Origin of the sequence: Micromonospora sp. NBC_01412 (assembly GCF_045040215.1) — a bacterium.
Classification (GTDB): Bacteria; Actinomycetota; Actinomycetes; order Mycobacteriales; family Micromonosporaceae; genus Micromonospora; species Micromonospora rubida.
The window spans coordinates 6,675,015-6,700,030 of sequence record NZ_CP109528.1; the positions used below are offsets into that span (position 1 = coordinate 6,675,015).

The window sequence follows — 25,016 nt, forward strand, 5'->3', positions numbered from 1 at the left end:
GCCCCGGCCGGCCGCCGGTCAGCGACCCGGGTCGGCCGGGGCCGGCGGGACGGGGTCGGCGACCACCGGGGCCGCACTGGCCGGCCCGGCCGGGGCCGGGATTCGGGCCGGCCCGGCCGGAGGCGGGATCCGGGCCGGATCGGCCGGGGCCGGGGCCGGCCGGGCGGCCAGGCCGCCGAGCAGGGCGCCGAGGAGCGCGGCGAGGGTGACGACGCCGCTGGTCACCTCCGGCGTCCAGCCGATCCCGGCGGTCAGCGCGAGCCCCGCCAGGTGCCCGGCGACCACCAGCCCGGCGAGCAGGGCGCCGGCGATCGGCAGTCGCAGCGCGGCGTCCCGCCCACGGATCGCGTCCAGCCGGAGCAGCAGCACGTCGGCGAGGCCGGCGCCGCAGACCGCCCCGAGGGCGGCCCACGCCTGCGGTGTCGGGAACTCGTGCATCACCATGTCGAACAGCGCCACCCCGGCCGCCAGGGCGGCGGCCGCCCCAGGGGTGGCCCGCCTCCGGTGGGCGAACAGGAACGGTCCGACCAGCACCAGCGTGGTGATCAAGTACGCGTCGACGCCGAGGATCGCCGCCTGCTGCGTCCCGACGGCGCCGATCGCCCGGGTCGGCGCCAGGGTGAGGAATGCCGACGCGTAGGTGAGCAGGATCGACGGCGCCATCACGCCCAGGGCCAGGGACGCCACCCCCGTCGCTGATCGTCCGCCGCGTTCCCCGCTGGCCCACCAGGACCGTAGCGGGCTGGTCAGCAGCAGCACCGCCGACGCGTCCAGCAGCAGGTGGCTCGGGCTGAACTCGGCGTCCAGGCCCACCTCCACCCCGAGGATCTCGTGCCAGGCCATGTCGGCCAGGCCGGCGAGCAGGAAGACCACCGCCCCGATCGCCCCGACCCGGTAACCGGCCGGGAAGGCGTCCCGCCACCACCGGGGCGCCGCGTCGCGCCGCTGGTACGCCAGCCAGAACGTCCACGCCGCGGTGGCGACGAAGCCCGCGTAGAGCAGGCCGTGCCACGGGGTGAAGAACCCCTCGATGGTCTCGACGATGTTGCTGTGCGCCCAGCCGTCGGACATCGCCCCGGCCGTCAGGCATGCGCCGAACAGGACGGTGACCAGGTCCTCCCGGCGGGTGGCCGGCGGCACCCGGGGGACGGCCGCAGGGGTGGACGGGGATGGCTCGTGGCGGACTCCGCTGCTCGTCATCGGTGGTCCTCTCGGAGGTCGGTAACTCGATGTCATTGTGCGACTCCGTTGTGTGATGTGGTGGGATCGTCGGGCTCCTGGCGGGTCGCCCGCGTCCACCTGGTGGAACAACCGGTAGGGGCGCGTACGGCACGCAGGCCGCCCGGAGGCCGGCGGGCACCGCCCACCGTCGGCGGCTGTCGGACCCCCGCGCCACGATGACGGGATGAGTCAGATCGCGTTGTTCCACTCCGTCTACGGCCTGCGCCCGGCCGTGCTCGCCGCCGCCGACCGGCTCCGCGCGGCCGGGCACCAGGTCGTCGCCCCCGACCTGTACGGGGAGCCCGCCACCGACACCGTCGAGGCGGGGTTCGCCCTGCTCGACAAGATCGGCAAGCGGACGGTGCTCGGCCGGGCCCGGGCTGCCGTGGCCGACCTGCCGCCCGACACGGTCCTGGCCGGCTTCTCCTTCGGCGTCTGGGTGGCCGCCGAACTGCTCGCCGAGCGTCCCGACGCCGCCGCCCTGCTCCTGCTGCACGGCATCGCCGGCCCGCCGGAGACGGTCCGGCCGGGCCTGCCGGTGCAGTTGCACCTCGCCGACCCCGACGAGTACGAGCCGCAGGACGAGGTCGACGCGTGGCAGCGGGCGATGACCGCCGCGGGTGCCGACCTGTCGGTGTACCGCTACCCGGGCCCGGGTCACCTCTTCACCGACGCGGACGTCCCTGATCACGACCCGGCCGCCGCCGAGCTGACCTGGGAACGCGTGCTCGCCTTCCTCGACGGCCGCTGACGCGCACGCCCGGCTGACCCCGCCCCGTTCGGTCGGCGTCGGTTGTCAGGCGGCTGCGGCCAGTCGGGCCGGGCCGGTCCCGGTGGCCGGGCGGTCGGCCCCCGTCAGGCCCGTCACCCCGACCGCCACGGCCCGGCCCGCCGCCCGAACCGTTGCCGCCTGTCCGGTCGCCGTGCCGCCCGGCGTCGGCCGGCCGCCCGGCCCGGCCCCGCTCCCGGTCCTGGTGGTCCTGGTCCCGCCGGCCTTCCCTGTCGGGCCCACCAAACCTACCGACGTGACCGCCCCGTCGGGTGCCGGCGGCGGCGCTGCCCGCTCGCGTAGGCGGACGACCGCCGCCCACCGGGCACGGGTCCCGTCGGCGCCGCCGGAACCGGTTCGGGCCGACCCGATGTCTCCCGGCCCGCGCCGGATCTCCCATGCGGGCCGGCCGGCCGGCGTGGCAGGGCCGCCCGACGTGCGGGAACCGGGTGTGGGAAGACGGGCGATCGCGAGCCGCGGGGTCCCCGCCGTGGTGGGTGGAACGGCGATCGTGAGGCGTGGGCCCTCGGACGGGCCGGTGGGCGTGGGGCGTGGCGCACCCAGGGCGGGATCGGCGGGCGTGGGACGGGCAGCCACGGTGGGGCCGGACAGCGCGGTCAGGGCCCGAGGGACGGCTTGCGTCCGCACCGGCGGGCCGCCCCGGCGGCGAGGCAGGGACGCGCCGCTCGGGTAGCGCAGGTCCGCGCCGGCCGGTCGCGCCGGGTAGCGCAGGGTCGTGTCGTTCGGTCGCGCCGGGTTCGCCGGGCAATCCAGGGCAGCGCTGATCGGCAGCGGCGCCAGGTGCGGCCCGACCGGGGCCGTCAGGTCGACCCGCCGGGCGATCTCGGTCCGTACCGACCTGGGCAGCCGGTCGTGCGCGACCCGGCGCAGCGCCGGATCGGCGACGCGGTAGCCGTCCCGGGCCGCGCGCTGCAGCAGGCCGCGTACGGCGAGCCGGCGCAGGACCGGCTCGGCCCGCCCCGGCGCCCAGCCGATCGCCCGGTCCACCGTCGCCGCGGGGACCGACGGCCCCAGCGCGGCGACCACCATCGTCGCGGCGCGCTCCGCGCCGTCGCAGGCGTCCAGCCGGGCAGCCGCGCTCGCGCGCACCCGGTCCGGCAGCGCCGCCGCCGGGTCCGCCCCCTCGGGGATCCGCCGCGCGTACGCCTCGGCGGTCCCGGGCAGGCCGCCGACCAGGGGCAGCAGCCGCGTTGCCAGCGCCGTCGGCTGACCGGCCCGGGCGAGCAGTTGACGCAGCAGCCGTCCGGTCTCCACCTGGGACAGCGGCGGCAGCGGCACCTCGGCACGCCGGCCGTCCGGCCCTGGCCGGGTGTCGGCCAACTCCGGACGGTGGGTGGTCACCACCGCCAACGGCAGTCGACGCACGACGGCCGCCGCGATCAGGCCGCGAAGGAACCGGGTCACCGCCGGGGCGGCGCGGTCCAGGTCGTCCACCGCCACCACCAGGGGCTGCACGGCGGCCTGACACAGCAGCAGCCGCTGCCAGACCATCGCGCCGGCCGGGAACGACCCGTCCAGCAGCCCCTCCAGGGCGACGGCCGTGGACAGCGCCCGTACCGGTGGCACCAGGCCGTCCGTCGCCGCCAGCAGCTGTCGGCGGACGGTCGCCGGCGGGTCCTCGGCGCGTACGTCGGCGAACGCGCGCAGCAGGTCGGCCACGGGTTCCATCGGCCGCTCCGGGAACGGCGGGCAGGCGACCACGTACCAGCGCACCGGGGTCCCGTCGGAGGCGTCGACGGCCCGGCGCAGCTCGTGCAGCATCCGGCTGCGCCCGCTGCCGGCCGGGCCGACCAGCGACACCCAGCGCGGGCTGTGCTCGCGTACCGCCCGCAGCACCTGGTCCCGCGCGCCTGCCAGCTGGCGACGGCGGCCGACCAGCCGGCCGTGGTGGCCGGCCGGCTCGGGGCGGGCCACGCCGGCGGCGATCGAGACGTCCATCGGCAGTGGCTTGCCGGCGACGGTCAGCGGGGGGAGCGCGCGGTGGGCGATCAGGCCGCCGGTGGCGCGGCGGGTTGCCGCGCAGACGACGACGGCGCCGGGCGGGGCGTGCTCCTGGAGGCGGGCGGCGGCGGTGATCACCGCGCCGCTGGCCGTGCCGTGCGCGCCGTCGCGCAACGCGGCGACGTCCACCAGCGCCTCGCCGGTGGCGACCCCGACCCGGGTACGCAGGGCTGCCGCGCCGGGCAGCGTCCGCCCGTCCAGCGCGCGCTGGATCTCCAGCCCGGCCCGCACCGCCCGGTACGCGTCGAAGCCGTCGGACTCCCGCGCCCCGAACAGGGCCATCACGGCGTCGCCGATGTACTTCTCGACCACGCCGCCCCATCGGGCCAGCACCCCGGCGACGGTGTCGAAGTACGCGCGTTGCAGCGCCCGGACCTCCTCTGGGTCGAGCCGGTCGACCAGCGCGGTCGAGCCGACGATGTCGGCGAAGAGCACGCTGACCGTCCGCCGCTCCTCCGGCACGGGCCAGTCCGCCGGTGCCGTGACCTGCGCTTCTGTGACGATCGTGGACATAAGCATCGCACCGTCCTTCCCCCCGTTTGGTGCCTGACGACCTCTGGAGACTCCCACCACCGGCAGGTCGGGGGATCGGCAGAACGACGTATGTCGGCCCCCCGCAACCTTTAGTCGCAATGTCGACGCGAGGCGGACCAGTGGCGGTAAAGACCCGTAGAACGGTCCGGGGACCTGTGACTAGGCTGCGAGCCATGGCCAGCGATGTGGACACCGCACCGCTCGTCGGCCGTGCCGGCCAGGTGGCGACACTGCGGTCCGCGCTGCTCGACGATGTCGGGCCGGGACAGACGGCGGCGGTCTTCCTCACGGGCGAGAGCGGGGTGGGCAAGACCCGGCTGTTGCGTGAGGTGGGCGACCAACTGCGCGCGGCCGACGCGTTGGTGCTCACCGGCGCGTGCCTCGACATCGGGGACGCCTCCCCGCTGCACCCCCTGTTGCAGGCGTTGCGCCGGTTCGACGCGGATCTGACCGCCTCGCACCCCCGCACCTCGTCGGCGGTGCGCGGGCTGTTGCAGATGTTCGCCGAGGAGACCGGCGGCCCGGACGGCGCGGGGGCCCTGTTGGAGCGGGTCTCCCGGGGGCTGCACCTGGTGGCCCAGGGCCGGCCGCTGGTGCTGGTGCTCGACGATCTGCAGTGGGTCGACCGGAGCACCCGGCAGTTGCTGCTCTACCTGCTCGCCGGCCTGGGCGACCTGCAGCTGTCGGTGCTGGGGGCGGTGCGGGCCGAGTCGTTGCAGGGCGCGCACCCGTTGCGCCGGGTGCTGACCGAGTTGCGTCGGCTGCGGTCGGTGCGGGTGCTCGACCTGGCCCCGCTGGACCGGGCGGACACCGAGCGGTTGGCGGCGGAGATCGTGGGCGGGCCGCTGGGGGTGGAGGCGGCGGAGTCGGTGTGGCAGCGCAGCGGCGGTAACCCGTTCGTGGTGGAGGAGTTGGCGCGGGACCTGCGCGACGGCCGGGACGGGCTGTCGGACACCGTGCGGGAGGTGTTCCTGGCCCGGGTGGACGCCCTGCCCGAGCCCGCGCACGCGGTGGTGCACGCGGTGGCCGCCGGGGTGGAGCCGGTGGCGCACTGGCTGCTGGCCGAGGTGACCCGGCTGCCGGAGCAGGAGCTGATCGACGCGGTCCGGGCGGCGGTGGCGCACCGGCTGTTGGTCGGCGACGACGACGGGTACCGGCTGCGGCACCGGCTCGTCGCCGAGGTCCTCGCCCACGAGCTGCTGCCCGCCGAGCGGTCGGCCCTGCACCGCCGGTACGCCGAGGCGCTGACGTCGGCCCCGGCGGAGCTGCACCAGGCCCGGCTGGCACACCACTGGCGGCTGGCCGGCGAGCCCGCCCGTGCCCTGCCGGCGGCGGTGGCCGCCGCCGAGGAGGCCGAGCGGCTGCACGGCTACGCCGAGGCCCACCGGCACTGGTCGGTGGCCCTCCAGTTGGCCGGCGTCCAGCCCACCGGGGCGTCCGCGGCGACCACCGGGGCGTCCCCGGCGGACGGCGGCCTCGACATCGACCGCGCGGACCTGCTGCGGCACGCCGCCGAGGCGGCGCACCACTGCGGCGAGCACGCCCGGGCGTTGGCCCTGCTGGAGGAACTGGTCACCACCACCGCCGACGGCGGGGCCCCGGCCTGCGCGCTGCACATCCGGCGGGCCCGCTACCTGGCCGCCGCCGGCCGGTCCGCCCCCGCGGAGGCGGAGTACCGGCGGGCCCTCGCGGCGGCCGACTGCACCTCCCGGGAGCGGGCCACCGCCGCCGCGCACCTGGCCGAGCTGCTGCTGCACCTGGGCCGGTACGCGGACGCCGGCGACCGGGCCCGGGAGGCCCTGGCGCTGGCCGCCGAGGTGGACGGCTCCGTCCCCGAGGTCGTCATGGCCAGCATGGCGCTGGGGTTCAGCGAGGCGTACCTGGAGGACCCGGACACCGGGCTGGCGGTCATGCGGGAGGCCCTGGACACCGCCGAGCGGGCCGGCCGCCCGGAGGACGTGGCGTGCGCGTACCTGCACCTGGCGGAGCTGCTCACCGGGCCGCTGAACATCCTCGAGGAGGGTGTCGTGGTGGCCCGCCGGGGCGCCGAGCGGGTCGCCGAGCTGGGGCTGGGCCGCACGTACGAGACCCGGCTGCTGGCCATCGCCACCAACGGGCTGTTCCGGGTCGGGCAGTGGGCCGAGGCGGAGAAGGTGGTCGCGGCGGCCCTGCGGCACCGCCCGTCCGGCGCGGACGCGGTGGAGCTGCTGCTGGCCCGCTGCCGCCTCTCGGTGGGCTACGGCGACATCGAGGCCGCCGACCGGGACCTGGAGGCGGTCGCCACGGTGCTGGCGGGCGGCGGCGCCCGGCACGTCATCCCGCTGCTCACCCTCCGCGCCGGCCTGGCGATGTGGCAGGGCCGGCACGACCTGGCCCGCCAGGCGGTGCAGCGGGGGCTGACCGAGAGCCGCTCCGACGACGTGGGCATCCTCGCCGCGCTGGTCTGGCACGGGCTGCGGGCCGAGGCCGAGGCGTACGCGTCCCGCACGGTGCCGGTCGACCGGACGGCGGTACGCCGGCTGCGCGAGGTGGCCGAGCGGGTGGCCCGCAAGAGCGAGCACGCCGTCCGCTCGGTGCGGGACGTGGTCGACGGGTTCCTGGCGTTGTGCGACGCCGAGCTCAGCCGCCTCGACGGGAGCGACCCGGCGCTGTGGGCCCGGTCGGTGGTCGAGTGGGACCGCCGCCATCACCCGTATCCGGCGGCGTACTCGCGGCTGCGGCAGGCCGAGGCGCTGCTGGCCCGGCGCAGCCGCACGGCGACCGCCGGCAAGCTGCTGCGCCAGGCGTACCAGGTGGCGCAGGGGCTCGGCGCGGTGCCGCTGAGCACCGAGATCCGCATCCTGGCCGGCCGGGCCCGGGTGCAGCTGGAGGAGCACGGCGCGTCGGTCGAGGGCCGGTCCCCGGCCGGCGCCGAGTCGGCCAGCGACGAGCTGGCGGTGCTCACCGCCCGGGAGCGCGAGGTGCTCGCCGCGGTGGCGGAGGGGCTGACCAACAAGGAGATCGGCCAGCGGCTGTTCATCAGCGAGCGGACCATCGGCGTGCACGTCTCGCACATCTTCGACAAACTCCAGGTTCGCACCCGGGTGCAGGCCAGCGCCATCTTCCTGCGTAACCGTTCCGAGTAGCCGACGACGTACGTCGGTCGGCTGTTTATACGTCGTTCTACTGATCCGCCGCACGGGCCGTGGCTGGGAGGCTGTGCTCCGATGACGGCGGCACGGGGGTGCCTCGGACCACAGTGGAGGAGAAATGGGCGAACCGGTCTGGGGCCCTGTACACGAGGACATCGCCGGCCTGCTGGCCGACCACCCGGCGGACGTGCCGGCGGTGGTCGACCACCTCACCAAGCTTCAGGACATGCTGGTCCGGCTGCCGCCGCTGGAGCGCAGCTGCCCCCTCGCGGACTTCAACGAGCTCTACCTGACCATCACCACCAGCGTGCTCAACGGCCTGTACGACGACCGCTTCGCCGACCCGGTCTTCCTGGCCCGGCTCGACGTGGAGTTCGCCGCCCGCTACTTCGACGCGCTGCGGTACTGGACCGAGTCGAGCCCGGTCACGCCGCGGGCCTGGTCATGCCTGTTCCGGCGGATGCGTGGCCCGGACGCCCGTCCGCTGCCCTCGGCCGCGGCCGGGGTGAACGCGCACATCAACTACGACCTGCCGTTCGCGTTGGTGACCACGTTCGACAGCCTGGAGTCCGAGCCGGTCGACGGCAGCGACCAGCACCACGACTACCTGGAGATCAATCAGATCTTCGCGGAGCGGATCCCGGAGCTGCGTCGCGGCTACCTGGACAACTGGCAGCTCATGATCGACATGCTCAACGGCGACATCGACGACTGGTACCAGGGCGAGCTGGTGGAGTACACCCGGAACGTGGCCTGGCGCAACGCGCAGAAGATCTGGCGCTGCCGGCACGATCCGGAGGCCCGTGAGTGTGAGCGCGAACGGCTGGACGACAACGCCGCCGCGCTCGGCCGGCTGCTGCTGTCGCCCCTCGGGGCGTTCCTGCAGTAGCCGGGACGGGGGGTCCCCGCGCTACCGGGGGGAGCGCGGGGGCATCCCCCTGTCCCGGGCAGGATGGCCGGAGGGTGACCGGCGAACAGCCCCTGCCCGGCAACGCCACCGCCGGCGTCGTCCGGGTCGGCGACACCGCAGGCACGTAGCCGACGCCGCACCGTGGAACCTGGTCCGGTCGTCGCGCGGCTGAGCGTTGATCGACTGGGACGCCGCCGGGCCGGGGTCGCGGCTGTGGGAGCTGGCGTACGCGGCGCAGAGCGCGGCCGGGATGCGTCCGGGCCGGCCGGTGCGGGAGTCGGCGGCGCGGCTGTGGGCCCTCGTCGACGGCCGTACTGCTCCCCGTCGCCGCGTGGCCCGCTTCGCTGGCCTCGGTACCCCAGCCGGGTCCGCGCCAATCCGCCGGCCTTCCTCACCGTTCCGGCGGGCGACGCCGCCGGCACCGCCTACCGTCGGAGCAGGGCGTGAAGGGGTGGCGTGGCATGGCGGAGCGGCGGGACGGTGCGCGGCCGAGGCGGGCCCGGGAGCACCGGCGTGCGCCGGATCCCGACCGGAAACCCCGCGCGCCCCGGGACCCGTCGGACGTCGGGGACGCCGCCCGGGAGCCGAGCCGGTCGGAGCGGGCCGCCCGGGACCCGAGCCAGGGGGAGCGGCCTGCCCAGGATCCGAGCCCGGCCGAGCGGGCCGCCCGGGACCCGCGCCTGGGTGGACACGGCGGCCCCGGCGCGGCGGCGATCCCGGAGCGCGTCGGGCGCCCCGGCCCCCGGGACGAGCCCGCGGGCCGGCTGCGCCGCTGGCTGTTCCAGCACCGGGTGCAGCCGGTCGGGCCGGAGGCCGGGGAGGCGCAGGCGAAGACCCACCCCTGGTGGCAGGTGATGTGCCTGACCGGGGTGGACTACTTCTCCACCCTGTCGTACCTCCCCGGAATCGCCGCGCTCGCCGCCGGGGCGCTGTCCCCGCTGGCCACGCTGCTGATCGTGGCGCTGACCCTGTTCGGGATGCTGCCGATGTACCGGCGGGTCGCCGGGGAGAGCCCGCACGGGCAGGGCTCGGTGGCGATGCTGGAGCGGCTGCTGCCGTTCTGGCGCGGCAAGATCTTCGTCCTCGTCCTGCTCGGCTTCGTCGCCACCTCGTGGATCATCACGATCACCCTGTCGGCCGCCGACGCCACCGTCCACCTGCTGGAGAACCCGTACCTGCCGGCGTCCGCCCCGCACGGCGATCTCGCGGCGGTGGCGGTGACCGTGGTGCTGCTGCTCGTGCTGGGCGGGGTGTTCCTGATGGGGTTCAGCGAGGCGGTGACCGTGGCCATCCCGCTGGTCGCGGTCTTTCTCGCACTGAACGCGGTGATCGTGGTGGCGGGGCTGGCGCAGATCGTCGCCGAGCCGGGCACGGTGGGCGACTGGTCCAGCGCGCTGACCGCCGGCGGCTCCGGGTTCGCCGACGTGGTCGGCCCGGCGGTGCTGGCCTTCCCGCTGCTGGTGCTGGGGCTCTCCGGATTCGAGACCGGGGTGAGCATGATGCCGCTGGTACGCGGGAACGGCCCGGACCCCGCCCGGCGCCTGGCCGCCCGGATCCGCAACACCCGTCGGCTGCTCACCACCGCCGCGCTGATCATGTCGGTGTACCTGGTCGGCACCACCTTCGTCACCACCGTGCTGATCCCGGCGCGGGAGTTCCAGCCCGGCGGCGCGGCCAACGGCCGGGCGCTGGCCTGGCTTGCCCACGAGCGCCTCGGCGAGGGGTTCGGCACCGTCTACGACGTCAGCAGCGTGCTGATCCTCTGGTTCGCCGGCGCCTCCGCGATGGCCGGCCTGATCAACATCGTGCCGCGCTACCTGCCCATGTACGGGATGGCTCCGGAGTGGGGGCGGGCGGTGCGCCCGGTGGTGATCGTCTACACGCTGATCAGCATTGCCATCACCGTCGCCTTCCGCGCCGACGTCAACGCCCAGGCCGGCGCGTACGCCACCGGCATCCTGGCGATGATGGTCTCCGGCGCGGTGGCGGTGACCGCTTCGGCGGCCCGCGCCCGCCAGCGGTCCGCCGCGGCCGGCTTCGCCGTGCTCACGGCGGTGCTGCTCTACGCCCTGGCCGAGAACGTGATCGAGAAACCGGACGGGATCGCGATCTCCGGTATGTTCGTGGCCGGCATCGTCGTCGTCTCGCTGGTCTCCCGGGTCACCCGCACCACCGAGCTGCGCGCCGAGCGGATCGAGTTCGACGCCGCCGCCCGCCGGTTCGTCGCCGAGTCCCTGGCCCATGACGGCCGGTTGCACCTGATCGCCAAGAAGCGCGACAGCGGCACGGTCAGCGAGTACCGGGTCAAGGAGCGCGCGCAGCGCGGCATGAACCCGGTCCCGGGGGCCGCCGACGTGCTGTTCCTGGAGATCGACGTGGTCGACCCGTCGGAGTTCAGCCGGGTGCTGCGGGTGCACGGGGTGGAGGCCGGCGGGTTCCGGGTGCTGCGGGCGGCGAGCCCGGCCGTGCCGAACGCGATCGCCGCGATCCTGCTCGCGTTGCGCGACGCCACCGGCGTACGCCCGCACGCCCACTTCGAGTGGTCCGAGGGCAACCCCATCGCCCACCTGCTGCGGTACCTGATCCTCGGCCGCGGCGACACCCCGCCCGTGGTACGGGAGATCATCCGCAAGTCCGAGCCGGACCCGTCCCGCCGTCCGGGCATCCACGTCGGCGGCTGACCCTCGGCGGCTCCGGAAGAACTCGTCCCAAAGAAAACCAGCCTCCTAGGACGCCTTAGGGGTGGTGTCCCGCTCTCCCAGGGGCCGAAGTGTCCCCGGGAGGGCGGAGCGGGGGCGGGCGGGCATACAACGGCCCGCGCCCCTGGAGGTGGGGGCGCGGGCCGGATGCGGGCGGGTCTACTTGGACGGCTCTGGAAGATCGCAGTCGACCTTCGGGTTGGCGCCGATGTAGTTCAGTGGGCCGGCCACGATGGTCACCAGGATGGTGCCCGCCTCGGCGCAGTTCGTGTCGTCGCCTTTGTAGTAGCCACGCTGGCCTGCGGCGATCGCGCCGATGACGAGCCAGATGACAAGGATGATTCCCAAAATCGACGGGCCACGCCGCATGGCTTCCTCCCGGGTTGTGGTAAGTCGAGGTGAGCCCCGTTGTACCCACATGCGACGACCGGCTAAACGGCGTCCAGGCCGAGCAGGCGGGGCGGTTGTCCGACTTCGGTCAGTGCCCCGGGTGGCTGACCCCGGCTGCGCCGGTGCTCGGTCACGGCGACGTAGGTGAGCGCCGGGGGCACAGTGACCTGCGGCGGCGGGTGGCGTCCCCGAGTGCGGCGGTGAACAGGGCCGGTAGGCCGTCGGGACAGGACTGCGAGACCAGGTCGGGCAACCCCGTGCCCCAGGCCGGCCCGATCGACCGGGAACGGCGCCGGACGCCCGAGTCGACCGTCGCCCGGGCCGGCGGGGACCGTCAGCCGGGTTGCCCGCCTTCGCTGACTGAGGCTGAACATGGCGCCGGCGGCCAGAGCGCCGTTGCCCAGGGTGATGACGAGGAACGGTCGGCCGCGCGCCGGTCGGTGGCCCCACACGGGGCCACCGACCGGCGTCGTCGGTCAGGACAGGTCGTCGGCGCCGACCGACGCGGGGAGGACCCGGTCGGCCTCAGCCGGGGCGCCCGCGAGCACCCTGGCCTGCTGGGGCCAGGTGGCCAGGCTCGGCGCCCCCCGGAGGCCGGCGGCACGGATGGTGTTCCGCAATCCGGCCTCGTCCAGGTCGGCGAGCTGCCGGTAGGTGCGGATGCCGGCGTCCTGGAGCGCGGCGGCCATCTTCGGCCCGATGCCCTGGATGCGCCGGAAGTCGTCGGCGGTCGCACCGGCCGACGGTGCGGCGACGGGGGTCGCGTCCGGGGCAGACGGGCTGGCCTCGCCGACGCTGTCCAGGGACTCGGCTTCGGGCGCCTCGGCGTCGCGGGGAACATCCGGGGTCGGCTCGGCGTCGCCGGGAACGGCCGGGGCAAGCTCGGCGTCGTCGGCGGCCCGGGGGGCCGGCACGACCGGCCCGGCGGCTGCGGGGACCGGGACCTCCTCAGTCGCCGGGACCGGGACCGGAGCGGTTTCCTGCGTCGCCTCAGCCGGGACCGGAGCATCCTCAGCCGCCGAGGTCGCGACAGGAGCGGTTTCCTCCGTCGAGACCTCGGCGGGCGTGGTCTCGACGGGAGCGGCCTCGGTAAGGGCGGCCTCGACCGGAGCCACCTGCGCAGGGGCGGCCTCGACCGGGGCGGCCTCGGCGTCGGTGGCCACCGCGTGGGTGGCCTCGACCGGGGCGGCCTCGGTGTGGGTCGGGGTGGCCGGCACGGCCGGGCTGGCCTCGTCGTCCGTCCGGCCCTCGTCGACGGACGGGTCGGTCTTCGGCGTTCCGTTGTCGACGGCGGCGTCGGCCGAGAGCGCTCCGGTCGTGACCGCGTCAACGGGGCTCGGGTCGGTGGCGGGAGCAGTGGCGGGGTCGGTGGCGGAGGCCGGGCCGGGCTCGGTGGTGGCGGTGTCGGCCGGGGCGAAGGCGGTCGGGTCGCTGTCGCCGAGGACCGTGCCCGGCCGGGTCGCCTCGGCGGTCTCCGGAGCGGGGCGGTCGACCACGGCGGCCGGGACCACGGCCGTGGCGACGGTCGCCTCCGGCCGGTGCGTGTCGACGGTGGCCTCGGGGGTCGGGCCGGACACCACGGCCACCCCGGCGACGGGGTCGCCCTCCACGATGGGCGTACCCGTGGCCGGGGTGGCCTGCCGGCCGCGTAGCACCCATCCGGCCGCCGCACCCAGCAGCAGAGCCAGGATCATGATCAGCCATTGCCCGAAAGTCGACGGCACGGCCAACCTCCCTCTTATTGAGTTGGTCGGTGAAAAGTCGCGAGAAAAATCCGTCGCAGCTTCGCACACGCGCCGTGTCGGCGACAGGGAGGACCGTGGGCTTCCAGCGCTGGTGAGATGCTCCGCACCCGGGGTGGCAGCAGGGTGACCGAGCGTAGTGCGGTGCGGCGTCCGCGCTCCGACGCGTCGCCCTGCCCCGCCGTCCACCGAGGGCACACGAATGGCCCGGACAGCGTGGGCCCGGCACCCGTAGGTCGGTGCCGGGCCCACGCGGACTGGGTCAGTCGGCCTCGCCGCGGTAGGTGTAGAAGTCGTCGACGAACCTGCGGCGCAGCGCGGGCACCCGGCTGGTGACGCCGAAGTAGCTGCGCGCCCCGAACAGCGCGAGCCGGCCGATCACCGGCCGGTACAGCGCGTCGTCGCCGCTTGTGCCGCTGCTGCGCAACGAGTCGGCGACCCGGGCGAAGCCGTACGGGATCATCGCGGCCTCGTAGTCGGCGACGGCCTGCACCAGGGTCTTGTCGCCGGAGGCGGCCAGCCTGATCTGGCGGCTGAGCAGGGCGGCGTCGCGTAGGGCGGTGTTCGCGCCGACCCCGCGGCCCGGGGTCATGCTGTGGATCGCGTCGCCGAGCAGGGTGACGGTGCTGCTCTTCCACGGTGGGACCGGCTCGGCGGTGGACACCTTGACCGGCAGGGCGCTGCCCGGGTCGCAGCGGGCCAGCAACTCGCGTATCCGCGGATGCCAGCCGCGGGTGAGTGCCCGGGCGACCTCGACCAGTTCGCCGCCTCGGCGCCGCATGATGTCGGCGGGGAACCGGCGGGCGGTGCTCCACACGATGAGGTTGATGTTGTCGCGGGTGGTGTCGTGGCGCAGGCCCGGCCAGCGGCGCAACAGCGCGGCGTCGGCGTCGGCCACCCCGGGTTTGATCTCGCCGTGGCGGTCCCACTTGAACTCCATCACGTGCAGCACGCCCATCATCCCACCGGCGCCGAAGATCAGCGAGATGCCCTGCTGGAGCCGCTCCGGGATCAGCTCGCGGGTGTGGTCGGTCAGCGAGATCCGGGTGGCGATGTTGATGGTGCCGGCGTCCCGGCTCGCGGCGTGCGGCAGGTACTGGCGGCGGACCGCGGAGTGTGTGCCGTCCGCGGCGACCAGCAGATCGCCGGTGGCGCTGCTGCCGTCGGCGAAGTGGGCGGTGACGGTGCCGTCGTCGCGTTGTTCGTACCGGGTGAAGGTCCGGCCGAAGTGGACGACGTCCTCCAGGCCGGTGAGCAGCACCTGGCGCAGGGTCATGCGCGCGACGGAGCGTTCGGTGTCGACCGGGTCGGTGTCCGGGCGCAGCTCGAACGACGCGGTCTGGTGCATCCGTTCGGTGATGACGTTGAAGTAGCGGGGGGCGCGGGCGCAGGTGACGACGAAGGTGTCGAACAGTTCCGGCGGCAGGCATTCGCGCAGCGCCCTGCTTCCGGTGGGGCTGATGCCGACGCGGTAGCCGAGCAGTCCGTCGGCGCGGGTGGTGTGGCGTTCGTACACCGAGACGTCGAGGCCGGCCTGGCGCAGCCCGTGGGCCAGGCACAGGCCGCCGGTGCCGGCCCCGATGACCAGTACGTGTGGAGCCTTGGCTGACACGGGGCCGGCTCCGGTTCAGCCGGCCGTGCCGGTGGCGCTGACCGACGAGGTGGCGTCCCAGCTGTAGAAGCAGCCGGCCATCGCGTCGCGCGGTGAGCGCCATGTCGGCAGGTACGGCGAGGTGTGCGCGGAGAGCCGCTCGTTGACCTGGAGGTACAGCGGGTGGTTGCGTGCCTCGGCCAGGACGTCGGGGTCGACGTCCTCGGTCTCCATCAGGTGTACGCACAGGTCGTGCAGGCAGTACAGGGAGCGGTGCCGGACCCCGGTGAGGCCCGGTAGTTCCGTCGCGTCGGCCTCGGCGAAGATCTGCGCCACCCGGCCTTCCGCGCCGGGGATGATCCGGCTGACGATTAGTAGACGACTCATGGGACCCCTCCCGCCGGTGGTGCTCCTGGATCAGGTCGGGTGACCGCGTGCACCGTTGCCGCCCACCTTGCCGGCCACCCTGTCACGTCGCCGTCACTGTCCGTGTGGCGATGGTGACGGGGCCGCCCGGCGCGGGGCGGGGTCGGCCGGTGCCGGGATCGGGTGGGCGCTGGCGCTGGCGCTGGCGTGGTGTCCGTACGGGATCGGGCCAACACCGGGCGAGGGCCGTGTGGGGGCGGGGCGGCGTGGGCGGGGGTCAGCGTGGGCGGGGGCCGGTGCGGGGGAGCGGCTCGCGGCGCGGCTCGGGCGCGGTCGGCCGGGTGGCCCGCCGGATCGGCGCGAGCGTGTCGTGCAGCAGGGCGGACATCGCCGGGGACGGCTCCAGGCGCAGCTCCCGCAGGAGCATGTCGCGGTAGGCGTAGAAGGCGTGCACGGCCTCGAACACGTTGCCCTCGGCGAGGTGGATGCGGACCACCAGCCGGTGCGGCGTCTCGCGCAGCGGTTCCGCCGCCATCGCCTCCAGCGCGGCCTCCAGGGCCTCCCCGTGCCGGCCCGCCGCGATGTGGTTGCGGGCCATCTGTTCCAGCATGTGCAGCCGTAGCTGGCGCAGTCGTTCCCGGTCGAGCAGTACCCAGTCGTCGTACCAGCCGGGCAGCAGGTCGTGCCGGCCGGCGGTGCGGGCGGCGCTGGTGGTGCCCGGGTCGTCGCCGTCGCGTACCCGGGCGGCTGTGGTGGTCAGCTCGTCGACGTCGAGCCGGACGCGGGGGTGCAGGCGCGCGGTGTCGCCGGTGGTGACCAGCGGGCAGCACGGGTCCTGGCGCAGCCGCCAGAGCGCGGTCCGCAGGGAGGACAGGGCGCGTTCCTCGGGCGCCTCGGGCCAGAGCAGGCCGGCGAGGTGGCTGCGGGTGGCGCCGGGGCGCAGCCCGAGCAGCGCGAGGACCCGTTGCAGCCCGCGGGGGACGACGACCGGGGTTCCGTCGTGCAGCAGGCGGAAGCCGCCGAGCAGGTGCAGCGAGACCTGTGGGGAGGCGCCGTCCTCCGTGGTCGGCGTGGTCGGATCAGCGGTCACGGCGGCACCCCCTGCACCGGACCTCGTCCGGACTGTCGTGTGTCCCGGTGCGGCATACCCGGGACGCCACTGTCGCCGGTGGCTCCACAAGGCATCGGACCGAGCGCCGCGACCACCGGGCTGGCCCTCTCGGAGATTAAACCCACTGATTACAGTGAGTCAACATGCGGTCTGTGGTGACGCGAGCCATGTCACCTGATTGACACCTTCCCAACTGCGAAAACTTGTCGTCACCGTCAAGGTGGTTCAAAGGTGCGGCATGGATTATTCACAGCTTGCATCAACGCACCGTCACCGCAGGTCGTGTCCGGTCGGGGTTCGGTGGTGACGCCGCCGTGACGGCGACACGCGCACCGTGGCGGCAGTCGTCCCGCGTGACGGACGGGCCAGGCCACGCCCGCCACGCGCCCTAGGGAGGCACGTCCATGGATCGTTCGCTGATTGTCGACCCGGTGGTCCCGATCGCCGGGGAGCAGGCCGCCGGGGTCTTCGCCGGGCCCGGCGCGACGGCGCTGCCGCGCCCGGCCGGGGACCGCCACCGGTCGCCGTGCCGGCCGTACGTCCGCCACGTCCGCCCGGGGGATCCCGGGTGGCCGGGGTGGGAGCCGGTGGCGGGCTGCTGCCACCGCTGGGAGCCGACAGCCGGGCGGCGGCCGTGACCGCCACCGTCGGTCACGGCGAGCAGCTCTGGTCGCGTTGCGACGGGTGCGAGGCCCTGCTCTACCGCAAGCGGCTGCGGCGCAACCTGGACGTCTGCCCGGAGTGCGGCTCGCACGTCCGGCTCGGCGCGCCGGAGCGGCTGCGCCAGCTGGTGGACCCGTCCTCCTTCGCCGCCCTGCCGGACCGTCCGGACGACGTGGACCCGATCGGCTTCGTCGACGTGTTGCCGTACCCGCACCGGCTGGTGGCTGCCCGGGCCGGCACCGGCCTGCCCGAGGCCGTGGTCTGCGGCACGGCCACGATCGGGGGTCACCCGGTGGCGCTGGCGGTGATGGACTTCCGGTTCCTCGGCGGCAGCCTCGGCTGTGTGGTCGGCGAGCTGATCACCTGTACCGCCGAGCGGGCGCTGAACGACGGCGTCCCGCTGGTGCTGGTCACCGCCTCGGGCGGGGCGCGGATGCAGGAGGGCGCCCTGGCGCTGATGCAGATGGCCACGGTGAGCCAGGCGGTGGCGGCGTTGCGCGAGGCGGGGCTGCTGACGGTGAGCGTGCTGACCGACCCGACGTACGGGGGTGTGGCGGCGTCGTTCGCCACCAACACGGACGTGGTGCTGGCCGAGAGCGGCGCGCGGATGGGCTTCGCCGGCCCCCGGGTGATTCGCCAGGTCACCGGGCGGGACCTGCCTGAGGGGTTCCAGACCGCCGAGTTCCTGCTGCGGCACGGTCAGGTCGACATGGTGGTGCAGCGGCGGTCCCTGCGGGCGCGGCTGCTGGTGCTGCTCGCGGCGGCCCGTTCGGCCCGTGCGGACCGGCGGGCGGCGGACCGGCGGCTGGTGTGCCGGCCGGAGGCCGTGCAACTGATGCCCCGCCAGCTGGCCGCCGTGCCGGCCGGCCACAGCCGTGTCGGGCTCACCGCCCTGTCGGGCCCTGCCACGAGCGACGGGCCGGACGGTCGCGCCGGGGGAGAAGTGTCGCCCGGCCGGCTGAGCGACGCTCCGGACGGCCGCGCGGCGGCGAGCCGGAGCGACGGGGTCCGGGCCGACGGGGTCCAGGGCGATGGAGTTCGGGCCGACGGGGTTCGGGGCGGCGAGGGCCGGGGCGACGGGGTCCGGGCGGGCGCGCGCGACCCGTGGGACACGGTGCGGACGGCCCGGCACCCGGGCCGACCGACCACCCTGGACTACCTCGACACCGCGTTCGACGGCTTCGTCGAGCTGCACGGCGACCGGCTCGGCGCCGACTGCCCGGCCGTGGTCGGCGGGCTGGCCCGGCTCGGCGACCGGTACGTGATGGTCATCGGCCACCAGAAGGGGCACAACACCGCCGAGCTCGTCGCCCGCAACTTCGGGATGGCCAGCCCCGCCGGGCACCGCAAGGCGCTGCGGCTGATGCGGCTCGCCGCCCGGCTGGGCCTGCCGGTGGTCACCCTCGTCGACACCCCCGGGGCCGATCCCGGGGTGCGCGCCGAGGAGCAGGGACAGGCGGCGGCCATCGCCGAGAACATCCTCACCCTGAGCAGCCTGCCGGTACCGGTGGTCGCGGTGGTCACCGGTGAGGGCGGCAGCGGCGGGGCGCTGGCCCTCGCGGTCGCCGACCGGGTGCTGATGCTCCAGCACGCGGTCTACTCGGTGATCAGCCCCGAGGGGTGCGCCGCGATCCTCTGGCCGGACAGCTCCGCGGCCCCGCTGGCGGCCCGGGCGCTGCGGCTGACCGCGCCGGACCTGTGCGCGCTCGGCATCGCCGACGACATCGTGGCGGAGCCGGAGCCGGCGGCCCACGGGGACCCGGAGGCCGCCGGGGAACTGCTGCGCCGGGCGGTGCTGGCGAACCTGACCCCGCTGCTCGACGTGCCGCCCGCGACGCTGGTACGCCGCCGCCGGCAGCGGTTCCGCCGGTACGGCGCGGCCCGGACCGGCGGCGCGGGCGCGACGGTGGGGGTCGTCCGGTGAGCGCCGAGACGATGCCCGACGACGCCGTGCTGGCGGGGCTGCGCCGGCACGCCCGGGCCCTCGTCGCCGAGCTGGCCGGCCCGGTGCGCCGGGTGCGGCTGAGCAGCGGGCAGACCGCCCTGGAGGTGGAGTGGCACGGGACGGCGGAGCAGCCGCCCGCCCCGCGCGCCGAGCCCGCGCCGCCGCGCGAGGAGACCGACCGCGCCGTCGTGCGGTCGCCGATCGTCGGCACGTTCTACCGCGCGCCGGAACCTGGCGCCGCGCCGTTCGTCGCGGTCGGGGACCTGGTCCGGCCCGGTCAGGTGGTCGGGATCGTCGAGGCGATGAAGCTGATGAACGAGGTCACGGCCGACCGGGCCGGCCGGGTGGCGGCGGTGCTCGCCGACGACGCGGCGCCGGTCGAGTACGACCAGCCGCTGGTCGCGCTGGAACCGGCCTAGGTCGGGTGGGGACATGTTCGAGAAGGTGCTGATCGCCAACCGGGGCGAGATCGCGTTGCGGGTGCTGCGGGCGTGCCGGGAGTTGGGCGTGCGGACGGTGGCCGTCTACTCCAGCGCCGACGCCGACTCCGCCGTGGTGCGACTGGCCGACGAGGCGGTCCGGATCGGGCCGGCGGAGGCCCGGCGCAGCTACCTCAACGCGGCGGCGATCGTGGAGGCGGCCCGGCGCACGGGGGCGCAGGCCGTGCACCCGGGCTACGGGTTCCTCTCCGAGGACGCCGACTTCGCCGAGATCTGCGCCGACAACGGGCTCACGTTCATCGGCCCGCCGCCGTCGGTGATGTCCGCGCTGTCGGACAAGGCCACCGCGCGGGCGTGGATGCGCCGGGCCGGGCTGCCGCTGCCCCCGGGCAGCGTGGAGACCCTGCCGACGGCGCAGCGGGCAGCCGAGATCGCCGCCGAGGTCGGCTACCCGGTGATCGTGAAGGCCGCCGCCGGTGGCGGCGGGCGGGGCATGACCGTGGTGCACACCCCGGGCGACCTGCCCCGGGCGTACGCGCGGACCCGGGCCGCAGCCCAGGCCGCCTTCGGCGACGACCGGGTGTACGTCGAGCGGTATCTCACCGACGCGCGGCACGTCGAGGTGCAGGTGCTCTGCGACGGCAACGGCAGCGGCGTGCACCTGGGCACCCGGGACTGCTCGGTGCAGCGACGCCACCAGAAGCTGGTGGAGGAGGCACCCGCCCCGTCGCTGCCGGCGGCTGTCGCGGACAGCATCGCGCGGGCCGCGCTGCGGGGGGTGCTGGAGGTCGGCTTCACCGGTGCCGGCACGGTGGAGTTCCTGGTGGACGACGCCGACCGGTTCCACTTCCTGGAGATCAACTGCCGGATCCAGGTGGAGCACCCGGTCACTGAGATGATCACCGGGATCGACCTGGTGCACGAGCAGCTGCACATCGCCGCCGGGGTGCCGCTGAGAATGCGACAGTCCGACGTCCGCCCGCACGGCGTCGCGGTGGAGTGCCGGGTCAACGTGGAGGACCCGGACCGCGGGTTCGCACCCACCCCCGGCCGGCTGGAACGGTTCCACCCGCCCGGGGGGCCGTTCACCCGGGTGGACACCCACGGCCGACCCGGCTACGTCGTCGGCCCTCACTACGACTCCCTGCTCGCCAAGGTCGCCGTGTGGGCGCCGGAGCGGGAACTGGCGCTGAACCGCCTGGAACGGGCGCTCGGCGAGTTCGACATCGGCGGACCGGGTGTGCGGACCACCATCCCCTTCGTCCGGCGGGTGCTCGACGACGCCGCCTTCCGCAAGGGGCGCTACTCGACCGGCCTGGTCGACCGGCTGCTGCGGGCCGCCGACCCGGCCGACGACGCCGCGGCCGGTGCCGCCGCCCCGACCGCCGACGGCGCCGTGCCGTCCGGCCCCGACCAGAGGAGGAACTGATGACCGTCACCCACGGCCGACCGTTGACCACCGAGATCACCGAGATCCTGGTGGCGCACTGCGGCCTGGACGCCGAGGCCGCGGCCCGGGAACCGGCCGCGTCCCTGGAGGAACTCGGCATGGACTCGCTCGCCCTGCTCGAACTGTCCGCCGTGCTCGCCGACCGGTACCGGGTGCGCATCCCGGAGGAGGCCGGGCAGCTGAGCATCGACGCCGTCGCCGACCTGGTCGCCCGGGAGACCGACCCGCCCGGGCACACCGAGAACAGCATCGTCATCGCCGCGCCCCTGCCGCTGGTCTGGGAGCTGACCAACGACGTGGCGAACTGGCCGGACCTGTTCACCGAGTACGCCGCGGCGGACATCCTCGAACGCGACGGCCGCACCGTCCGGTTCCGGCTGACCATGCACCCGGACGAGAACGGCACGGTGTGGAGCTGGGTCAGCGAACGCACCACCGACTGGGAGAACCGCGAGGTGCGGGCGCACCGGGTGGAGACCGGCCCGTTCGAGTACATGCGCATCCACTGGCGCTACGACACCGAGCCCGACGGCACCCGGATGACCTGGGTGCAGGACTTCGCGATGCGCCCGCAGGCGCCGCTGGACAACGCGGGGATGACCGCGCGGATCAACGCCAACAGCCGCGTCCAGCTCACGGTGATCAAGGAACGGATCGAGCGGGCGGCCGGGATCCGCTCCACCACCAATGGAGGCGACGATGAGTGAGACCACCGACCAGCGGCCGGCGGCCGGCGCACCGGCGCACCGGCCCGTCGCCGGCCGGGACGTGCCGGCCGACCGGCGCCGCGGCGGCGAGCTGCGGGTGCTGCTCGGCCCGAAGACGGTCGGCAGCACCTCCGGGTTCATGGGGGTGGCGGCCCTGGCCCCGGGGGAGCGGATCGCCGAGCACTACCACCCCTACAGCGAGGAGTTCCTGTACGTGACGCGCGGGGCGATCACCGTCGACCTGGACGACCGGCCCGTGCCGCTGGCCACCGGTGAGTCCCTGTTCGTGCCGGTCAACGTCCGGCACCGGCTGCGCAACACCGGCGCCGAGCCGGCCGAGGTGGTGTTCCACCTGGGTCCGCTCGCGCCCCGCCCGGAGCTCGGGCACGTCGACACCGAACTGGCCGAACAGCGGGGCGCGTCGTGACCGCGCGCCGCACGGTGGTGACCGGCATCGGGGTGGTCGCCCCGGGCGGCGCGACCCGGGACCGGTTCTGGAAGACGATCACCGAGGGGCGGACGGCGACGCGGCGGATCAGCTTCTTCGACCCGTCGCCGTTCCGCTCCCGGATCGCTGCCGAGTGCGACTTCGACCCGGTCGCCGCCGGGCTCACCGAGGCCGAGCGGCGCCGCGCCGACCGGTACGTGCAGTTCGCGCTGGCCTGCTCGATCGAGGCGGTCGCCGACAGCGGGCTGGAGCTGACCGATGCCGAGCGGGACCGCGCCGGGGTGGTGCTCGGCACCGCCGTCGGCGGCACCATGGCCCTGGAACAGGAGTACGTCGCCGTCAGCGACTCCGGCAGCCGCTGGCTCGTCGACCACGCGCGCGGCGGGCCGTACCTGTATCAGGCCCTGATCCCCAGCAGCCTGGCCGCCGACGTGGCCTGCCGGCACGGGCTGCACGGCCCGGCGCAGGTGATCTCCACCGGCTGCACCTCCGGCATCGACGCCATCGGGTACGCCCACCAGCTCATCGCCGACGACGAGGCCGACATCGTGCTGGCCGGGGCGGCCGACTCGCCGATCTCCCCGGTCACCGTCGCCTCCTTCGACGCGATCAAGGCGACCAGCCCCGACAACGACGACCCGGCGCACGCCTCGCGCCCGTTCGACGCCGACCGGCACGGCTTCGTCCTCGCCGAGGGCGCGGCCGTGCTGGTGCTGGAGGAGTACGGGCACGCCCGCCGCCGGGGCGCGCACATCTACTGCGAGCTGGCCGGGTACGCCAGCCGCAGCAACGGCTACCACATGACCGGGCTGCGCCCGGACGGGCTGGAGATGGGGCTGGCCATCTCGGCCACCCTGAAGCAGGCCCGGCTGAACGCCTCGCAGGTCTCCTACATCAGCGCGCACGGCTCCGGCACCCGGCAGAACGACCGGCACGAGACGGCGGCGTTCAAGCGGGCCCTCGGCGAGGCCGCCCACCGGGTGCCGATCAGCTCCATCAAGTCCATGGTGGGGCACTCGCTCGGCGCGATCGGCTCCATCGAGATGGCCGCCTGCGCCCTGGCCGTCGAGTACGGGGTGGTGCCGCCGACGGCCAACTGGGCCACCCGCGACCCGGAGTGCGACCTGGACTACGTGCCGAACGTGGCGCGGGAGCTGCCGGTGGACGTGGCGCTGTCGGTGGGCAGCGGCTTCGGCGGCTTCCAGTCGGCGATGGTGTTCCGCCGGCTGTCCCCGGCGGTGGCCGGGTGACCGCCCGGGCGGTGATCACCGGCATCGGGGTGGTCGCCCCGAGTGGCGTCGGCGCCGACGCGCACTGGTCCACGGTGTCAACGCGGACCCGGCGCACCGGCCCGATCACCCTGTTCGACCCGGCGTCCTACCCCACCCGCCTCGCCGGTGAGGTGCCCGGCTTCGAGGCGCTGACCTGGGCGGACAACCGCCGGCTGGTGCAGACCGACCGGTGGACCCACCTGGGGTTCGCGGCCACCCGGCTGGCGCTGGCCGACGCGGGGCTGCCCGAGCGGGCCCCCGACCCGTACGGGTACGCGGTCACCCTGGCCAGTTCCTCGGGCGGGAACCTGTTCGGCCAGCGGGAGCTGCAACGGCTCTGGGGCGGCCCGTCGCGCACCGTCGGGGCGTACCAGTCGATCGCCTGGTTCTACGCGGCCAGCGTCGGGCAGCTCTCCATCCACCACCAGTTCAAGGGCCCGTGCGGGGTGCTGGTCAGCGAGTCCGCCGGCGGGCTGGACAGCCTCGCGCACGCGGTGCGCACCGTGCGCCGGGGCACCCCGGTGGTGATCGCCGGGGCCACCGAGTGCCCGCTGAGCCCGTACGCGCTGGCCTGCCAGCTTGCTTCCGGGCTGCTCAGCGCCGAGGACGACCCGCAGCGGGCGTACCGGCCCTTCGACGCCGACGCCGCCGGGTACGTCCCTGCGGAGGGCGGCGCGGTGTTCGTGGTGGAGGAGCTGGGGCACGCCCTGGCCCGGGGCGCCCGGGTCTACGGGGAGGTCACCGGGTGGGGGGCCACCCACGACGCCGCGCACACCGGCCCCGACTCCGCGGGCGACCCCGCCCAGTACGCCCGGGCGATGCGGCTGGCCCTGGACCGGGCCGGGGTCGCCCCGGAGGACGTGGACGTGGTGCTGCCCGACGCGCTGGGCACCCCCCGCCACGACCGGGCCGAGGCCGACGCGCTGCGCGCGGTGTTCGGGGCGGGTGGAGTCCCGGTGACCACCCAGAAACCGCTGACCGGCCGGGCCCACCAGGGCGGGTCGGCGCTGGACGTGGCCACGGCCCTGCTCGCCTTCGCGCACGACACGCTGCCCGCCTCCGCCGGCCCGGACCGCCCCGCCGACGGCTGCGAGCTGGACTTCCTGCGCGAGCCGCGCCGGCCCGCCTCCCGGGTGGCGCTCGTCGGCGCCCGCGGGTTCGACGGTTTCAACAGCGCGCTGGTGCTGCGCGGCGCGGCGGGCCGCCCGGCGCCACAACCTCGCCGGGCGGCCGAGTCCGGTGTGACGAGAGGAGCGGACGGATGATCGAACAGCGGGCCCGGGTGGTGTTCCTGGTGCGGGTGCCGGACGACCGCACGGGGGACTTCCTCCGCGCGTACCAGTCGATCCGGCACTTGGTCGCCGAGGGGACGCCGGGGCACCTGGTGGACCAGGTGTGCCGCTCGGCCGCCGACCCGGAGCAGTGGCTGATCACCAGCGAGTGGGTCAACCTGGCCGCGTTCGAGGCGTGGGAGCGCAGCGCGCAGCACCGGGACCTGGTGCGACCGCTGCGCGAGTGCTTCAGCGAGGAGGAGTTGTCGCTGCGCTTCCTGGTCTACGCGCAGACGCCCGCGCTGGCGTGACCGGAGCCCGCGCGGGACGGGCCG

Annotated in this window: 20 protein-coding genes; 13 read left to right on the forward strand and 7 right to left on the reverse strand. The window is 75.3% G+C overall.

Going from position 1 to position 25,016, the window contains the following annotated elements; genetic code table 11:
- Positions 1 to 18 precede the first annotated feature (18 nt).
- Positions 19 to 1,200 (reverse strand): hypothetical protein, encoded by a 1,182-nt coding sequence (locus tag OG617_RS29140; RefSeq protein ID WP_405096122.1) that lies wholly within the window; start codon positions 1,198 to 1,200, stop codon positions 19 to 21.
- A gap of 205 nt (positions 1,201 to 1,405) precedes the next feature.
- Between OG617_RS29140 and OG617_RS29145 the strand changes: the two genes are divergently transcribed.
- Entirely contained in the window at positions 1,406 to 1,972 is a 567-nt protein-coding gene (locus OG617_RS29145) for a dienelactone hydrolase family protein (RefSeq protein WP_405096123.1), read from the forward strand.
- Between the two features lie 45 nt (positions 1,973 to 2,017).
- Here the strand turns inward: OG617_RS29145 and OG617_RS29150 are convergent, their stop codons facing one another.
- Positions 2,018 to 4,531: an AAA family ATPase gene (locus OG617_RS29150; RefSeq protein ID WP_405096124.1), complete on the reverse strand. Its 2,514-nt coding sequence runs from the start codon at positions 4,529 to 4,531 to the stop codon at positions 2,018 to 2,020.
- Between the two features lie 188 nt (positions 4,532 to 4,719).
- Between OG617_RS29150 and OG617_RS29155 the strand changes: the two genes are divergently transcribed.
- The 3 genes from OG617_RS29155 (at position 4,720) to OG617_RS29165 (ending at position 11,268) form a co-directional block, all read left to right on the forward strand.
- Positions 4,720 to 7,671 (forward strand): AAA family ATPase, encoded by a 2,952-nt coding sequence (locus tag OG617_RS29155; protein ID WP_405096125.1) that lies wholly within the window; start codon positions 4,720 to 4,722, stop codon positions 7,669 to 7,671.
- A gap of 124 nt (positions 7,672 to 7,795) precedes the next feature.
- Complete coding sequence (locus OG617_RS29160; RefSeq protein ID WP_405096126.1) at positions 7,796 to 8,566, forward strand: DUF5995 family protein; 771 nt, start codon at positions 7,796 to 7,798, stop codon at positions 8,564 to 8,566.
- A gap of 482 nt (positions 8,567 to 9,048) precedes the next feature.
- Positions 9,049 to 11,268, forward strand: coding sequence for an amino acid transporter (locus OG617_RS29165; RefSeq protein ID WP_405096127.1), 2,220 nt, complete (start codon positions 9,049 to 9,051; stop codon positions 11,266 to 11,268).
- 177 nt (positions 11,269 to 11,445) lie between these two features.
- On the opposite strand, the gene OG617_RS29170 is transcribed toward OG617_RS29165, so the two are convergent.
- The 5 genes from OG617_RS29170 to OG617_RS29190 form a co-directional block, all read right to left on the reverse strand.
- A complete protein-coding gene (locus OG617_RS29170; protein ID WP_350888920.1) occupies positions 11,446 to 11,655 on the reverse strand; it encodes a hypothetical protein in 210 nt (69 codons plus the stop codon).
- Positions 11,656 to 12,152: 497 nt separating this feature from the next.
- A complete protein-coding gene (locus OG617_RS29175; protein ID WP_405103996.1) occupies positions 12,153 to 12,791 on the reverse strand; it encodes a hypothetical protein in 639 nt (212 codons plus the stop codon).
- Between the two features lie 889 nt (positions 12,792 to 13,680).
- A complete protein-coding gene (locus tag OG617_RS29180; RefSeq protein WP_405096128.1) occupies positions 13,681 to 15,030 on the reverse strand; it encodes an FAD-dependent oxidoreductase in 1,350 nt (449 codons plus the stop codon).
- 15 nt (positions 15,031 to 15,045) lie between these two features.
- Entirely contained in the window at positions 15,046 to 15,396 is a 351-nt protein-coding gene (locus OG617_RS29185; protein WP_396678773.1) for a TcmI family type II polyketide cyclase, read from the reverse strand.
- 256 nt (positions 15,397 to 15,652) lie between these two features.
- Positions 15,653 to 16,465 (reverse strand): BTAD domain-containing putative transcriptional regulator, encoded by an 813-nt coding sequence (locus tag OG617_RS29190; RefSeq protein ID WP_405096129.1) that lies wholly within the window; start codon positions 16,463 to 16,465, stop codon positions 15,653 to 15,655.
- Positions 16,466 to 16,890: 425 nt separating this feature from the next.
- On the opposite strand from OG617_RS29190, the gene OG617_RS29195 reads away from it, so the two are divergent.
- The 9 genes from OG617_RS29195 to OG617_RS29235 are packed head-to-tail and all read left to right on the forward strand — an operon-like array spanning position 16,891 to position 24,992.
- Entirely contained in the window at positions 16,891 to 17,124 is a 234-nt protein-coding gene (locus tag OG617_RS29195) for a hypothetical protein (protein ID WP_405096130.1), read from the forward strand.
- Positions 17,121 to 19,073: an acetyl-CoA carboxylase carboxyltransferase subunit alpha gene (locus OG617_RS29200; RefSeq protein WP_405096131.1), complete on the forward strand. Its 1,953-nt coding sequence runs from the start codon at positions 17,121 to 17,123 to the stop codon at positions 19,071 to 19,073. Before OG617_RS29195 ends, OG617_RS29200 begins: the two co-directional genes overlap by 4 nt.
- Positions 19,074 to 19,084: 11 nt before the next feature.
- Positions 19,085 to 19,513, forward strand: coding sequence for an acetyl-CoA carboxylase biotin carboxyl carrier protein (gene accB, locus OG617_RS29205; RefSeq protein ID WP_396679113.1), 429 nt, complete (start codon positions 19,085 to 19,087; stop codon positions 19,511 to 19,513).
- 13 nt (positions 19,514 to 19,526) lie between these two features.
- On the forward strand, positions 19,527 to 20,963 hold the full coding sequence (locus tag OG617_RS29210) for an acetyl/propionyl/methylcrotonyl-CoA carboxylase subunit alpha (protein WP_405096132.1): 1,437 nt from the start codon (positions 19,527 to 19,529) through the stop codon (positions 20,961 to 20,963).
- Positions 20,963 to 21,691 carry an SRPBCC family protein gene (locus OG617_RS29215; RefSeq protein WP_405096133.1) on the forward strand — a complete coding sequence of 243 codons (729 nt, stop codon included), beginning with the start codon at positions 20,963 to 20,965 and terminating at the stop codon, positions 21,689 to 21,691. The genes OG617_RS29210 and OG617_RS29215 overlap by 1 nt, the downstream gene beginning before the upstream one ends.
- Positions 21,684 to 22,118: a cupin domain-containing protein gene (locus OG617_RS29220; protein ID WP_405096134.1), complete on the forward strand. Its 435-nt coding sequence runs from the start codon at positions 21,684 to 21,686 to the stop codon at positions 22,116 to 22,118. Before OG617_RS29215 ends, OG617_RS29220 begins: the two co-directional genes overlap by 8 nt.
- Positions 22,115 to 23,389: a beta-ketoacyl-[acyl-carrier-protein] synthase family protein gene (locus tag OG617_RS29225; protein ID WP_405096135.1), complete on the forward strand. Its 1,275-nt coding sequence runs from the start codon at positions 22,115 to 22,117 to the stop codon at positions 23,387 to 23,389. Before OG617_RS29220 ends, OG617_RS29225 begins: the two co-directional genes overlap by 4 nt.
- Positions 23,386 to 24,675: a beta-ketoacyl synthase N-terminal-like domain-containing protein gene (locus OG617_RS29230; RefSeq protein ID WP_405096136.1), complete on the forward strand. Its 1,290-nt coding sequence runs from the start codon at positions 23,386 to 23,388 to the stop codon at positions 24,673 to 24,675. The genes OG617_RS29225 and OG617_RS29230 overlap by 4 nt, the downstream gene beginning before the upstream one ends.
- Positions 24,672 to 24,992 carry an antibiotic biosynthesis monooxygenase family protein gene (locus tag OG617_RS29235; RefSeq protein ID WP_405096137.1) on the forward strand — a complete coding sequence of 107 codons (321 nt, stop codon included), beginning with the start codon at positions 24,672 to 24,674 and terminating at the stop codon, positions 24,990 to 24,992. The genes OG617_RS29230 and OG617_RS29235 overlap by 4 nt, the downstream gene beginning before the upstream one ends.
- The last annotated feature ends 24 nt before the right edge of the window (positions 24,993 to 25,016 follow it).

Excerpts from the sequence above, each read along its gene's own strand:
- OG617_RS29160 (WP_405096126.1), top strand. The coding sequence starts at position 7,796 with ATGGGCGAACCGGTCTGGGGCCCTGTACACGAGGACATCGCCGGCCTG.
- OG617_RS29170 (WP_350888920.1), bottom strand. The coding sequence starts at position 11,655 with ATGCGGCGTGGCCCGTCGATTTTGGGAATCATCCTTGTCATCTGGCTC.
- OG617_RS29185 (WP_396678773.1), bottom strand. The coding sequence starts at position 15,396 with ATGAGTCGTCTACTAATCGTCAGCCGGATCATCCCCGGCGCGGAAGGC.
- OG617_RS29215 (WP_405096133.1), top strand. The coding sequence starts at position 20,963 with ATGACCGTCACCCACGGCCGACCGTTGACCACCGAGATCACCGAGATC.
- OG617_RS29210 (WP_405096132.1), top strand. The coding sequence starts at position 19,527 with ATGTTCGAGAAGGTGCTGATCGCCAACCGGGGCGAGATCGCGTTGCGG.
- OG617_RS29150 (WP_405096124.1), bottom strand. The coding sequence starts at position 4,531 with ATGCTTATGTCCACGATCGTCACAGAAGCGCAGGTCACGGCACCGGCG.
- OG617_RS29155 (WP_405096125.1), top strand. The coding sequence starts at position 4,720 with ATGGCCAGCGATGTGGACACCGCACCGCTCGTCGGCCGTGCCGGCCAG.
- OG617_RS29220 (WP_405096134.1), top strand. The coding sequence starts at position 21,684 with ATGAGTGAGACCACCGACCAGCGGCCGGCGGCCGGCGCACCGGCGCAC.
- OG617_RS29165 (WP_405096127.1), top strand. The coding sequence starts at position 9,049 with ATGGCGGAGCGGCGGGACGGTGCGCGGCCGAGGCGGGCCCGGGAGCAC.
- OG617_RS29145 (WP_405096123.1), top strand. The coding sequence starts at position 1,406 with ATGAGTCAGATCGCGTTGTTCCACTCCGTCTACGGCCTGCGCCCGGCC.
- accB (WP_396679113.1), top strand. The coding sequence starts at position 19,085 with ATGCCCGACGACGCCGTGCTGGCGGGGCTGCGCCGGCACGCCCGGGCC.
- OG617_RS29195 (WP_405096130.1), top strand. The coding sequence starts at position 16,891 with ATGGATCGTTCGCTGATTGTCGACCCGGTGGTCCCGATCGCCGGGGAG.
- OG617_RS29235 (WP_405096137.1), top strand. The coding sequence starts at position 24,672 with ATGATCGAACAGCGGGCCCGGGTGGTGTTCCTGGTGCGGGTGCCGGAC.
- OG617_RS29140 (WP_405096122.1), bottom strand. The coding sequence starts at position 1,200 with ATGACGAGCAGCGGAGTCCGCCACGAGCCATCCCCGTCCACCCCTGCG.